The organism is Flavobacterium rarum (SeqCode) (assembly GCF_965234445.1).
Lineage (GTDB): Bacteria > Bacteroidota > Bacteroidia > Flavobacteriales > Flavobacteriaceae > Flavobacterium > Flavobacterium rarum.
On sequence record NZ_OZ248479.1, the window covers coordinates 76,205 to 88,808 of the forward strand.

Sequence of the window (12,604 nt, forward strand, 5' to 3'; positions counted from 1 at the left end):
CCCTATTCTAACCATGCATTCATCATCCAAATGGTTTTTTCCTGTTCAACGATAAAATCGCTTATCAAAGAACTAGTTCCTTCGTCATTAATTTGGGATGCTTTTTTTAAAATTTCTCTTTCAATTTGTAATAATTGATAAATAGAACTTACTATTAATTGAATACCCATTTCATCATTTGAAATGTTTTTACCAACAGTCAGTTTATTAAATTTCAAGTAATCGTCAAAAGTATGTAATGGTCTTCCGCCAAGGGTTAAAACCCTTTCAGCTATTAAATCAATTTTTAATTGAGAATCATTATACAACTCTTCAAATTTGAGATGCAAATCAAAAAAACGCTTTCCTCTTATATTCCAATGCAAACCTCTTAAACTCTGGTAATATACTTGGAAATTGGACAAAAGCACATTCAATTCAACAATTATAATTTCTGTATTTTCTACTGGTAATCCTATTGAATTTAGTTTCATATCATCTATATTTTTTTCAAAATTAGAGAATAAATGAAAAAAAAATCTATAAATTAAATTGATTGTTTTTATATTTGTATAAAAATTTACTATCAAATGACAATTACTCAACTTAAATACGTTTTGGCAGTAGCAGAACATAAAAATTTTACACTAGCTGCCGAAAAATGCTTTGTAACTCAACCTACATTGAGCATGCAAATTCAAAAAATCGAAGAAGAACTAAGTATTCAAATTTTTGACAGAACGAAAAAACCCATACAATTAACAGAAATTGGTCAAAAAATTGTAAATCAAGCAAAAAATATAGTTATTGAAGCGGATCGAATTCAAGATATTGTAGAACAACAAAAAGGATTTATTGGAGGAGAATTTCGATTGGGTATAATACCGACTATTATGCCAACTTTACTTCCTATGTTTTTAAATAATTTCATTAAAAAATACCCAAAGGTCAAACTTATTATAGAGGAACTAAATACGGATGAAATTATCATTAAACTAAAGAATGGAAACTTAGACGCAGCAATAGCCGCAACTCCTTTAGAAGATGACAAAATAAAAGAAATCGTTCTTTATTTTGAACCTTTTGTTGCTTATATCCCTGAGAATAATTCGATTTTTCAAAAAGAAGAAATAGAAGTTGAAGACCTTAATATAAATGAGATTCTGCTGCTCCAAGATGGACATTGTTTTAGAGATGGGATTTTAAATTTGTGCAAAAACAGAAATGAATCTGGATTTAAGTCTTTTCAAATAGAAAGTGGAAGTTTTGAAACTCTAATAAAACTGGCAGACGAAGGATTAGGGACAACATTACTACCGTATCTACATACATTAGACTTAAAAGAAAAAGACAAAGCAAAACTAAGACATTTTAAAGAACCAAAACCAGCTAGAGAAGTCAGTTTAATTTATCCAAAAAGCGAGCTTAAAATTCAAATTATTGACGCCTTAAGAAGCACAATTGCAGGAGTGGTAAAAGGAGCAATTGTTTTTCAGAATGTACAAATTGTAAGTCCTATCAATAAAAAATAATATCTCACAAAAAAAGGAACTTAAATTAGTTCCTTTTTTTGTATTCAATATGAGATATATTATAAATAAATTAAATATTTTTTTAATTCTGGTTTTTCGACAGTAAAGTAAAACAACCATTTTTTTAAATGTTCCATCTCATAAGGCAACAAAATTTTTACTGCTTTTCTTAATTCTTTAGCAAAAAGTTCGGGGTCAAAACTTACTCTTTCGAGTACCATTTTTGTGTAATCATAAATCATTCTGGACATAACAAAAAGGTTTTAATAATCAATTAATTTATAGTGTAAATATAATAAAATATTTTAATCCGAAATGCAAAATAATCTATTAAATACGTAAATAATCGACATAATACATCTTTATTTTAATTTGATAAGTATTTTTACTACAAAATAAGTTAATGTTGAGTTTTCAAATTTTGCGTAAAAAAAAAGAAACCAACTATATTGGTTTCTTTTTATTTATGGATTTACAATTAATAAACATTGTTTTAATTCAGGCTTCTCGATAGTAAAATTAAATAGCCACTCTCGCAATTCTTCCATTTCGAATGGTAATAGTGTTCTAATTGCTTTTTCTAATTCTTTGCAAAATAATATTGGATCAAAACTAACTCTTTCCAACACTGATTTTGTGTAATCAAACATTATTTTAGACATAATAAATAAAGATTTTTGGGGTTAGATCTTAAATTTAACGTGTTGTAAAAGTACATTATTTTTTAAATACAAATTCAAATTTTAACAAAGAAATATCAAATTTATATCGTTTTCGTAACAAACCCATACAAGACAATAGTTTAAAAAAATAGTTACTTTCTAGCCCTAAACATTTCTCTTTTTCCAGGAGGTCCAGCCAATTTTTCGACAGTAAAACCAACTTCAATCATACTCCTTTTCACGACTCCTCTTGCGGCATAAGTCACTAAAATTCCCTCTGGCTTGAGTGCTTCATACATTTTTCGAAATATAGCTGTACTCCATAATTCGGGCTGAACTCGATAGCCAAAAGCATCAAAATAAATTAAATCAAAGGTGTTTTTATCATCTATTTCTTCAAACAACTGTTTCCTTTTAGTTAAAGAAAAAGAGGAAGATAAGTCGCTTTTAATTTCCCATTTTGAAAGATGCATCTCTTCAAAAACAACTTTATGATCGAAAGCCTGCAGTTCATCAACATAATTCATAGCTACCAACTCATCTGCAGAAATTGGATATGCTTCTACTCCAACATAATTTATACATTGACCCAATTTAATAGATTCAATATAGGTTATAAAAGAATTCAAACCAGTTCCAAATCCAATTTCCAAAATTGACAGTTCTTTATTTGGAAATAATGCTAAACCATTTTTAATGAACACATGCTTTGCTTCTTGAATTGCTCCATGTTTGGAATGGTAATTTTCATTCCATTCTTTAATATGAATTGTTGTTGAACCATCAAGGGTTTGAATAATTTCTCTTTCCAAAATATTTATTTGAATTTATATATACTACTTGTAATCCAATTAGATTTCAAAATTACTTAAAACAATAAAGTATAGCGATGTAAAACGGATATTTTTTTAAATAATTCATAGAATTCAACAACTATTTACATATAAATTTAAAATATAAACAAATCACAGTTAAATGCTATAATTAATGTTGTTTTAGCAAGTATTTCTCTGATTTTTATTTAATTTTGCAATCAATATGACCACTATTAGGAAATCATTTTAAAAACATCAAATTTTATTATAAAATAAATATTTTTTTAAACAATACCTTTATTATGAGTACCACTCAAGCCAACAAAATAGAAACTATAAAAGCTGCAACTTCTAAAATTAATGAAGTTGATTTTGATAATTTAAGCTTTGGATCCGTATTTACAGATCATTTATTTGAATGTGATTTTTCTAATGGAGAATGGCAAAAACCAGTCATTAAGCCTTATACTCCTTTTTTACTAGATCCATCAGCAAAAGTTTTTCATTATGGGCAAGCTATTTTTGAAGGTATGAAAGCTTACAAAGATGATAATAATGACATTTGGCTTTTTAGACCTGATGAAAACTACAAACGTTTCAACACCTCTGCAGTAAGAATGGCAATGCCAGAAGTTCCAGAACAAATTTTTATGGATGGGTTGAATCAATTATTGCAATTGGATGAAGCTTGGATAAAAAAAGGACTTGGAAATACAATGTATATCAGACCATTTATGATTGCAACTGGAGATGGTGTTATAGCAAACCCGTCTGATGATTATAAATTTATGATTATACTTTCGCCAGCAAAAGCGTATTATGCTGGAGAAGTTAAAGTTTTAATTGCTGAACATTTCAGTAGAGCTGCCAATGGAGGAATTGGTGCGGCAAAAGCTGCAGGTAATTATGCAGCACAATTTTACCCAACAACATTAGCGAACAAACAAGGATTTCAACAAGTAATCTGGACAGATGATGCAACTCATACTAAGTTGGAAGAAGCAGGTACTATGAATGTGTTTTTTAGAATAAACGACACTTTGTTAACAGCGCCAGTAAGCGAACGTATTCTTGACGGTATCACCAGAAAGAGCCTTATTGATATGGCAAAAAAAGAAGGAATCGAAGTAGAAGTTCGACCTGTTTTGGTATCGGAACTTGTTGAAGCTTCTAAAAATGGTTCTTTGAAAGAGATATTTGGTGCTGGAACTGCAGCAGTTGTAAATCCAATTATTGGTTATTCATACCAAGATGTATATTATGAATTGCCTAAAATAGAAAACTCATTTGCTATTCAATTAAAAGAGAAACTTACAAATATCCAGCATAAATTAGCCGAAGACACTTTTGGTTGGACTGTTAAGGTGTAGATTTTAGATTTTAGATTTTAGATTTTAGATTTTATCCAATAAAAAAGTGATTTTCATACTGAAAATCGCTTTTTTATTGGATAAAATTTTACTAACAATAAGTGTTTTTTTTCATATAAAAAAATTCAACCATATTTGTAAATTCATAACCCTTAACTCATAACCCTTAACCCTTAACTCATAACCCATTTCTAAATAAGCTTTGAGAAATCGGGTTTAAAATAATTAGGTCCTTTCATAACTTTACCATCTTCTCTATAAATTGGATTTCCATCTTCGCCCAATTTACTCATATTAGAACGTTGAATTTCATCAAAAATATCTTCAATTTTGTGTTGCAATCCATGCTCAATAATGGTACCGCAAAGAATATACATCATATCACCAAGAGCATCTGCAATTTCAATTAAATCATTATTTTGAACTGCTTCAAGATATTCTTCGTTTTCTTCTTTCATCAAATTGTAACGAAGTATATTTTTATTTTCTCCCAAATTGGCAATTGGAGTTTCGCTATGTCCAATTCTAAATGCTGTATGAAATTCCTTTACAGCGTTGATTTGTTTTTGCATCGTTTATTTTTATTGATTTGAAATCGAAATTTAGCAACTATTTCTAAACTATTGTCTAAATTTGTAAAAAAAATATTCAAACATGTTTAGTCAAGGTCAATTAGTATTTGCGCTCTGTTTTTTTATTGCTTTTATAATTGCAATGGTATTTGCCTATCGAAAAGACGCCAACCTACATAAAATTTTCTACAAAGGGAATTACAAAATATTAATTGCTTTTGTAGTATTTATCGGAATACTTTTTGTGATAAAAATTTATCTCAAGCATTAATTTTTGAGAGAAACAAAGTTGTTTTAAATCTTAGTTACTTAAAATCTTAAGTTTTATAATTTAAAGAAAGTTACTATAGAATATTAATAAAATTTCTAACTTTACAACTAAAAACAACCAAATCTATCATGAGAATTATTAAATATCTTTTTCTTCTATTTTTATTAAGCCTTGTAGCACTGACTATTTTTATTGCAACTCAAAAAGGAATTTATACTGTAGAAAGTAGTAAAATAATCAATTCTCCAAAAGCCACTGTTTTTAATTATGTAAATGATTACAAAAACTGGCAAAAATTCTGTTCTTGGATTATTGAAGACAATAGTAATAAGCTATCTTATTCTCCGATTTCTTCTGGAAAAGGCAGTACCTTTAATTGGGAAGGAACTACTAAAAACGGAACTATTGAAACATTATACACAAAAACTAATGATAGTATTGTTCAAAAAATGGATTTCAACGGAACTGCTTCCGATGTTTTTTTAAGTTTCAAAGACACAATTGGCGGGACAAAAGTAACTTGGAAATCCAAAGGAAAAATGGGTTTTATGATGAAAGTAAATTCTTTTTTTACTGGAGGAACACAAAATTCGCAATCAAAAATTTACAATAAATGCTTGGCTAATTTAGACAGAGCATTAAATTTAGAAACAAACGTTTATAACATTAAAGTAAACGGCATTGTAACCAAATTGGAAACGTTTTATTTAAGACAATCTTTTACGAGTAAAATAGCGGATATTACTAGGAATGCGAATGTTATTTTGCCAAAAATTATCACTTTTTGCAAACAAAACAGTATTGTAATGAATGGCAAACCGTTTGTGATTTACCATACATACGATACAATAAAAAGCGTAGCAAAAGTATCTTTCTGTATTCCAATAAAAGAACAAATATTTACCAGTCAAGGAAGTGAAATTTTATCAGGCAAATTGGTTGCATTTAATGCTGTTAAAACAACTTTAAATGGAAATTATAACTTTATAAAAGAAGCACAAGACAAATCAACAGCCTTTTTCAAAACTAATAGTCTTATTGCAGATCCTAAATTTTCGCATTTAGCTATTTATACTATTGGAAAAAATGAAATCAAAAGTCCATCCAAATGGGTAACCGAAATTTATTATCCTATAAAACCAAAAGCAATTCCAGTACCCTACAAACGAGTTGTAAAAGACAGTACTTTAACAATTCCTCCACCAAATAAAAGTGAAGAATCTGAATTTTAAATCTTTTTAAAATTTGAATTAAACCTTTTTAATTAATTGCTGTCTAATTATAAAAATATAGAAATTGCAGGAAGAAAAGGAATTCATTATAAACTTATTGAACCCTAAAACGCAAAATGAAGCGTTTCAAAAACTCCTACGCGAATATCAAAAACCGTTGTACAATCATATTAGGAATATTGTTTTAAATCATGATGACACCGATGATGTTTTGCAAAACACATTTGTAAAAGTATTTCAGAATTTAAAGAATTTTAAAGGTGAAAGCAAATTATTTTCTTGGATGTATCGAATAGCCACCAACGAAGCACTTACTTTTTTGAATCAAAAGGCTAGAAAAATTGGCGTATCATCTGTAGAATTACAAAACAAAGCTATTGACAACCTGAAAGCTGACGATTATTTTGATGGAAATGAAATTCAAATTAAATTACAAAAAGCAATTGCATTATTACCAGAAAAACAACAATTGGTTTTCAAAATGAAATATTTTGAAGATTTAAAATACGAAGAAATATCAGAAATACTGGGAACATCCGTTGGCGGATTAAAAGCTTCTTATCATCATGCAGTAAAAAAAATAGAAGCATTTGTAACCACCAATTAAACCTTTTGTTTCCAATTAAGTCAAAGAAGTATTATGAACACATTTAATTTAGATAACGAACCAAAAATAGCATCAGGATTTACAACTCCTGACAATTACTTTGAGAATTTTTCGGCAAATTTGATTCAAAAATTAACTGAAGAGTCTATTGTTGAACAACCAAAAGTGATTTCTATTTTCCAAAAAAGAAAAACAATGCTTTTGGCAATTGCAGCAGTATTATTGCTAGCACTAATGATTCCAATAGTATACACCAATGATTCAAAAAATAAAGACTTAGATGAGGCAACCATAGAAAATTACTTGGCCGAGGAATCAAATTTAAACCAGTACGAATTGATTGGAGAAATTGAAATAGAGTCCAAGCCTACAGTACCCAAAACGAATGAACTGGAAAACGAAACTATAGAAGACATTTTGGTGACAAACCCAAACATAGAAAATATGGTAATTGAAAATTAAGAGCAATACAACAAACAAAAATTAAAAAAATGGACTTTAGAAAATTATACTCCCTGTTATTTTTATTTATTTCAATTTCATTTTATGCTCAAGGCGAAAGAATGAGAGAAAAAAAAGAACAAATCAAAGCAATGAAAGTAGCTTTTTTGACAACCGAATTAAAACTTACCTCAAACGAAGCAGAAAAATTTTGGCCAATTTACAATTCATTTGATGACAAACAATTTGAGTTAAGACATCAAAAAATGAAAGGCTCGTTTAGAAAAATGGATGATACTGAACTTGATCAATTATCAGAGAAAGAAGCGAATGTACTTTTAACACAGATTGAAAACAATGAAGAGGAATTATTCAATTTAAGAAAAAAGTTCGTAAGCAATTTAAGAGGAGTACTCCCATCTGTTAAAATAATTAAACTAAGAAAAGCCGAAGAAGATTTTAATAGAAAATTATTACAGCAATACAGAGACAAAGGTCCTAAAAGATAATGTTTTATTAATTCCAAAAGAATCCCATTTTATAAGAAATTATAAAATGGGATTCTTTTATTTAAAGATTATTCGAATCATTTTGTTGCGGCCCGTTGCTATAGCCGTATTTTTATTTAGAAACCGAATGGTATATAAACTTGGGTCTTGAGAAAACTGTTTCCAGTTTAAACCACCGTCTGAAGAATAATACAAACCCGACGCTCCAACAACAACAATCCCTTTTGCATTGGAATCGGGCACATATTGCACACAAGAAGCATATCCAAATCCTTGGTTGTCTGCAATGCCTTTCCAAGTTTTTCCCCCATCATTTGTAATTGCTTTATTTTCGAAATTTTGAGTTAAGACTTCATAATTACCTCCTGCAACGAAACCATTTTTTTTATCATAAAAATCGGCTGTAAAAATTCCTGTCATTTGTTTCCCTTGCACAATAGGAGTTTCATAAATTTTCCAAGTATTCCCTTTGTCTGGAGAATAAAAAACTCTAGATTTAATTCCGCCAGAAACAATCCAAGTTTCATTTCCTTTCACAACTATATTGGTATTGCTAGCCGCAAAATGAGCTTCTCCTTCATAAACTTTTGGTAATTTATCGTTTGGTATTTTATTCCAACTGTTACCTCCATCCTTTGTCACAATTAAGGCAAGGTAATCTTCAATAGGATCTCCAACTGCAATTCCCTCTTTATCATTCCAAAATTGCATACTATCATAGAATACTTTTGGGTTTATTTCTTGATACACCAACTTGATTCTAGATCCGTCTTTTGTAATTTGATACATCAAACCTGGATTTGCAACATTCAAAGCATATATGTATTTTGATGTTTTGGCTATACTTCTAAATTCAATTTTCAAAGTATCTTTTGTAATAACTTTTTCAGTTTTTTTATTTGTTTTTAGATCATAAAAACCAAATCTTCCCTTGTCTCCAGCATACCAAATTTTACTATCATCAATCAAAATTGCCCTAATACTTATTTTATCTTGAAATAAGGTATCTACATGAATAGAATTAAAAAATTTTTTTTCGTTTTTATTTTCCTTTGGAATTTGAGCTTCAACGCAACATAACCGACTCAAAAACAGCACACTTAAAAGTATTTTATTTAACATATCTTGATTATTTTAGAGAAATATATAATTTTAATTTAAAAAAATTATGGATTCACAACACCTATGGCACAATTGTTGAAGATATATTAAAACACAATAATTAATCCAGATTAGCCATGAAAACAAAAATACAATTAGCCGTAATTATCTTCACTTTTTTTGCCTTAAAAGCAAATGCTCAAGAAAGAACTTATGTAAATGCAATGAACTCTGAAATTAGTGATAATTTAGATTTAACTGCAGTTTCCTCAATATTTGGTGAATCCGAAAATTTAAAAGAATTTGAAAGACGTTTAAATGATCCCAAATTGCAAATTTCAAATTTAGACTTAAATAATGACAATAGAGTTGACTATTTAAGAGTAATTGAATCTGTTGAAAAAAGAACACACGTAATCATTATACAATCTGTAATTGGTCGTGATCTTTATCAAGATGTTGCTACTATTGAAATAGAAAAAAAGAAACATAACACTATTTCTATTCAAATAGTTGGAAACTCTTATTTATATGGGCAGAATTATATCTATGAACCAGAATATTGTTATACACCACAAATCTATGCTACTTTTTGGGGTAGTTACTATCAACCTTACTATTCTTCATGGACTTGGAATTATTACCCATCTTACTACTATGCTTGGAACCCTTATCCAGTTTACAGATACAGAGAAAATGTTTTTGGTTGTATTAACTATTACAACAATTACAATTACGTAAGCTATAGAAGTTGCAACAGAGCTACAATAATTTACAGATCAAACAGCTGTAACAGTTATGAAAGGCAACATCCAGAGTATGCTTTTTCGAGAAGAAATTATCAAGTATCAAATCGATTTGAATTGGATAAAAAAAGATACAGCAACAGCAACAACTCTAGAAACGAAGTAGCATATAATAGAAATTATTCAAAAGATAACAAAAGATATAATACTACTTCTCAAAGAGACTATTCACAAAACAGAACAAGTAATTCTAGAGAAACAAGCACTCAAAGAGTAGAACCTCAAAGAGACTATTCACAAAATAGAACAAGTAATTCAAGAGAAACAAGCACTCAAAGAGTAGAACCTCAAAGAGACTATTCACAAAATAGAACAAGTAATTCTAGAGAAACAAGCACTCAAAGAGTAGAACCTCAAAGAGACTATTCACAAAATAGAGCCAGTAATTCTAGAGAAACAAGCACTCAAAGAGTAGAACCTCAAAGAGACTATTCACAAAACAGAACCAGCTCCCCTAGCGGAAACAACTCGCAAAGAACTGAATCACAAACCAATACTAATTCCTCGTCAAGAAGTTCGAACAGAAGAGTATAATTTTTATTAAAATAAAAAGAAAAGACTTTGTAGCATTTTACAGAGTCTTTTTTGTTATTTTAAAAAATAAGTCACACTATTTTATTTTAAAATAGTAAATTTGACAAGTTTTTTAAAAATTTTAAATGAGCGCAACGCACAAAGACCTCCACAGTAAATTAACATTAGGTGGATTATTAATTTCTTTAGGAATAATTTACGGAGACATTGGAACATCTCCATTATACGTAATGAAAGCCATTTTAGGCAAATACATTATAGACGCAGATGTAGTATTAGGCGGAATATCCGCAGTCTTTTGGACACTAACATTACAAACAACCATAAAATATGTACTTATTACTTTGAGTGCAGACAATCATGGCGAAGGCGGAATCTTTGCTCTATACGCATTAGTAAAGAAAACCAAAATTAAATGGCTCATAGTTCCTGCAATAATAGGAGGAAGTGCTTTACTTGCAGATGGAATTATCACCCCACCGATATCAGTTTCTTCAGCAGTAGAAGGATTGAGGATGTATTACCCTCAAATCAACACAGTGCCAATTGTAATTGGAATTTTGTTTATTTTATTTACTATTCAACAGTTCGGAACAAAGTTGGTTGGAAAATTTTTCGCACCAATGATGCTGATCTGGTTTGGCATGCTTGCCGTTTTAGGAATATACCAAGTCTCATTACATCCTGAGGTTTTCAAAGCAATAAACCCAATGTATGCCTATCACTTACTAACGATTCATCCAGAAGGTTTTTTTGTTTTGGGTTTTGTATTTCTATGTACAACAGGAGCAGAAGCCTTATATTCTGACATGGGCCATTGCGGGAGAAAAAACATCAGAATTAGCTGGATTTTTGTAAAAAGTGCTCTGATACTTAATTACTTTGGACAAGGAGCTTATTTAATACATCATGAGGGAGTGACTTTGGCTAGTTTAGGCGGTCAATTTGCAAACCCTTTTTATTTAATGATGCCTGAATGGTTCAAACCTTTTGGTATTGTTATAGCAACCTTTGCTACAGTAATTGCTTCGCAAGCGCTTATTTCAGGATCATTTACTTTAATTAACGAAGGGATGAAATTGAATTTTTGGCCTAAAGTAAAGATAAAATACCCAACCGAACTAAAAGGCCAAATATACATTCCTTCAATAAACTGGCTATTGTTTATTGGTTGTGTTGGAATCGTACTTCATTTTGAAGAATCCAGTAATATGGAACACGCCTATGGTTTAGCAATTATTTTGTGTATGATAATGACCACTGTTTTACTTAATTTTTATTTAATAATGAAAAGAGTAAAATGGTACTTTTTTGTTCCATTAATAACTATTTACCTTGTAATTGAGCTTAGCTTTTTAGCAGCTAACATTACAAAGTTTGGCGAAGGAGGCTATGTAACACTTTTTATAGCTCTAATTTTGGTTGGTGTTATGACCGTTTGGTATAGAGCTAAACAAATTAATAAAACATATACCAAAATTGTAAAAATTGACGATTACAAAAAGGTACTTGAAGAGTTAAGCGCCGATTTGTCTATTCCAAAATATGCTACCCATTTAGTGTATATGACAAATGCGAATAGAAGCGATGAAATAGAAGAAAAAGTAATGTTTTCTATTTTACAAAAAAGACCAAAAAGAGCTGATATTTATTGGTTTGTACACGTAAATATTTTATCTGAACCTTATAAAACAGAATACAAAGTAAAAGAAATCATCAAAGACGATCTTTACAGAGTTGATTTTAATTTAGGATTTAGAGAGCCTACCAAAATAAATTTAATGTTTAGAGAAGTAATCAAAGATATGGTTAAAAATGGTGAAGTTGATATTACCAGTAGATACGAATCTTTGAATAAAAACAATATTATTGGCGATTTCAAATTTGTATTATCCGAAAAATTCTTGTCCAATGATAGCGATTTATTATGGCATGAAAAATTAATAATGAATTCTTATTTCTTTATAAAAAAACTAAGTCTATCCGAAGAAAGTGCTTTTGGATTGGACAGTAGTTCGGTTAAAATCGAAAAATTCCCAATGGTACTCCATCCGCCAGAAAATATTGGTTTAACAAGAGTTTATTCAAAAAGCTAAAAATATACTAAAAACACTGTTTCTAAAACAGTGTTTTTTTTTGATCAAAATATAAATATTAGTTTTAATCAATAAAT

The 12,604-nt window shown here is 29.4% G+C and carries 14 protein-coding genes; 8 read left to right on the plus strand and 6 right to left on the minus strand.

The genetic code is table 11. The features are described from left to right. Window positions 1-2 precede the first annotated feature (2 nt). On the minus strand, window positions 3-473 hold the full coding sequence (locus AC8GF4_RS00310; RefSeq protein ID WP_506591628.1) for a Dps family protein: 471 nt from the start codon (window positions 471-473) through the stop codon (window positions 3-5). A gap of 96 nt (window positions 474-569) precedes the next feature. Here AC8GF4_RS00310 and AC8GF4_RS00315 point away from each other — a divergent pair, with 96 nt between their 5' ends. Next, entirely contained in the window at window positions 570-1,511 is a 942-nt protein-coding gene (locus AC8GF4_RS00315) for a LysR substrate-binding domain-containing protein (protein ID WP_506591630.1), read from the plus strand. 59 nt (window positions 1,512-1,570) lie between these two features. Here AC8GF4_RS00315 and AC8GF4_RS00320 read toward each other — a convergent pair whose 3' ends face one another. From AC8GF4_RS00320 to mnmC2, 3 genes are all read right to left on the minus strand, one after another. Then, entirely contained in the window at window positions 1,571-1,762 is a 192-nt protein-coding gene (locus AC8GF4_RS00320; RefSeq protein WP_506591632.1) for a hypothetical protein, read from the minus strand. Window positions 1,763-1,975: 213 nt separating this feature from the next. Next, complete coding sequence (locus tag AC8GF4_RS00325) at window positions 1,976-2,173, minus strand: hypothetical protein (protein ID WP_506591634.1); 198 nt, start codon at window positions 2,171-2,173, stop codon at window positions 1,976-1,978. A gap of 152 nt (window positions 2,174-2,325) precedes the next feature. Next, window positions 2,326-2,985 (minus strand): tRNA (5-methylaminomethyl-2-thiouridine)(34)-methyltransferase MnmC2, encoded by a 660-nt coding sequence (gene mnmC2 / locus AC8GF4_RS00330; protein ID WP_506591636.1) that lies wholly within the window; start codon window positions 2,983-2,985, stop codon window positions 2,326-2,328. Between the two features lie 305 nt (window positions 2,986-3,290). On the opposite strand from mnmC2, the gene AC8GF4_RS00335 reads away from it, so the two are divergent. Beyond that, window positions 3,291-4,358, plus strand: a complete 1,068-nt coding sequence (locus AC8GF4_RS00335; protein WP_506591638.1) for a branched-chain amino acid aminotransferase — start codon at window positions 3,291-3,293, stop codon at window positions 4,356-4,358. Window positions 4,359-4,549: 191 nt separating this feature from the next. On the opposite strand, the gene AC8GF4_RS00340 is transcribed toward AC8GF4_RS00335, so the two are convergent. After that, window positions 4,550-4,930, minus strand: a complete 381-nt coding sequence (locus AC8GF4_RS00340; protein ID WP_506591640.1) for a pyrophosphohydrolase domain-containing protein — start codon at window positions 4,928-4,930, stop codon at window positions 4,550-4,552. Between the two features lie 399 nt (window positions 4,931-5,329). On the opposite strand from AC8GF4_RS00340, the gene AC8GF4_RS00345 reads away from it, so the two are divergent. From AC8GF4_RS00345 to AC8GF4_RS00360, 4 genes are all read left to right on the plus strand, one after another. Continuing rightward, window positions 5,330-6,433 (plus strand): SRPBCC family protein, encoded by a 1,104-nt coding sequence (locus tag AC8GF4_RS00345; RefSeq protein WP_506591642.1) that lies wholly within the window; start codon window positions 5,330-5,332, stop codon window positions 6,431-6,433. A gap of 64 nt (window positions 6,434-6,497) precedes the next feature. Next, window positions 6,498-7,040 carry an RNA polymerase sigma factor gene (locus tag AC8GF4_RS00350; RefSeq protein WP_506591644.1) on the plus strand — a complete coding sequence of 181 codons (543 nt, stop codon included), beginning with the start codon at window positions 6,498-6,500 and terminating at the stop codon, window positions 7,038-7,040. 33 nt (window positions 7,041-7,073) lie between these two features. Further along, window positions 7,074-7,502, plus strand: coding sequence for a hypothetical protein (locus AC8GF4_RS00355; protein ID WP_506591646.1), 429 nt, complete (start codon window positions 7,074-7,076; stop codon window positions 7,500-7,502). A gap of 29 nt (window positions 7,503-7,531) precedes the next feature. Continuing rightward, window positions 7,532-7,990, plus strand: coding sequence for a sensor of ECF-type sigma factor (locus AC8GF4_RS00360; RefSeq protein ID WP_506591648.1), 459 nt, complete (start codon window positions 7,532-7,534; stop codon window positions 7,988-7,990). 57 nt (window positions 7,991-8,047) lie between these two features. Here AC8GF4_RS00360 and AC8GF4_RS00365 read toward each other — a convergent pair whose 3' ends face one another. After that, window positions 8,048-9,112, minus strand: coding sequence for a WD40/YVTN/BNR-like repeat-containing protein (locus AC8GF4_RS00365; protein ID WP_506591650.1), 1,065 nt, complete (start codon window positions 9,110-9,112; stop codon window positions 8,048-8,050). Window positions 9,113-9,228: 116 nt separating this feature from the next. Between AC8GF4_RS00365 and AC8GF4_RS00370 the strand changes: the two genes are divergently transcribed. Both AC8GF4_RS00370 and AC8GF4_RS00375 read left to right on the plus strand, forming a co-directional pair. Then, the gene (locus AC8GF4_RS00370) at window positions 9,229-10,431 is read left to right on the plus strand and encodes a hypothetical protein (RefSeq protein ID WP_506591652.1); all 1,203 of its coding nucleotides are present in this window, start codon (window positions 9,229-9,231) and stop codon (window positions 10,429-10,431) included. 125 nt (window positions 10,432-10,556) lie between these two features. Continuing rightward, window positions 10,557-12,527 (plus strand): KUP/HAK/KT family potassium transporter, encoded by a 1,971-nt coding sequence (locus AC8GF4_RS00375; protein WP_506591654.1) that lies wholly within the window; start codon window positions 10,557-10,559, stop codon window positions 12,525-12,527. Window positions 12,528-12,604: the final 77 nt, after the last annotated feature.

Excerpts from the sequence above, each read along its gene's own strand:
- AC8GF4_RS00310 (WP_506591628.1), bottom strand. The coding sequence starts at position 473 with ATGAAACTAAATTCAATAGGATTACCAGTAGAAAATACAGAAATTATA.
- AC8GF4_RS00315 (WP_506591630.1), top strand. The coding sequence starts at position 570 with ATGACAATTACTCAACTTAAATACGTTTTGGCAGTAGCAGAACATAAA.
- AC8GF4_RS00320 (WP_506591632.1), bottom strand. The coding sequence starts at position 1,762 with ATGTCCAGAATGATTTATGATTACACAAAAATGGTACTCGAAAGAGTA.
- AC8GF4_RS00325 (WP_506591634.1), bottom strand. The coding sequence starts at position 2,173 with ATGTCTAAAATAATGTTTGATTACACAAAATCAGTGTTGGAAAGAGTT.
- AC8GF4_RS00335 (WP_506591638.1), top strand. The coding sequence starts at position 3,291 with ATGAGTACCACTCAAGCCAACAAAATAGAAACTATAAAAGCTGCAACT.
- AC8GF4_RS00340 (WP_506591640.1), bottom strand. The coding sequence starts at position 4,930 with ATGCAAAAACAAATCAACGCTGTAAAGGAATTTCATACAGCATTTAGA.
- AC8GF4_RS00345 (WP_506591642.1), top strand. The coding sequence starts at position 5,330 with ATGAGAATTATTAAATATCTTTTTCTTCTATTTTTATTAAGCCTTGTA.
- AC8GF4_RS00355 (WP_506591646.1), top strand. The coding sequence starts at position 7,074 with ATGAACACATTTAATTTAGATAACGAACCAAAAATAGCATCAGGATTT.
- AC8GF4_RS00360 (WP_506591648.1), top strand. The coding sequence starts at position 7,532 with ATGGACTTTAGAAAATTATACTCCCTGTTATTTTTATTTATTTCAATT.
- AC8GF4_RS00365 (WP_506591650.1), bottom strand. The coding sequence starts at position 9,112 with ATGTTAAATAAAATACTTTTAAGTGTGCTGTTTTTGAGTCGGTTATGT.
- AC8GF4_RS00370 (WP_506591652.1), top strand. The coding sequence starts at position 9,229 with ATGAAAACAAAAATACAATTAGCCGTAATTATCTTCACTTTTTTTGCC.
- AC8GF4_RS00375 (WP_506591654.1), top strand. The coding sequence starts at position 10,557 with ATGAGCGCAACGCACAAAGACCTCCACAGTAAATTAACATTAGGTGGA.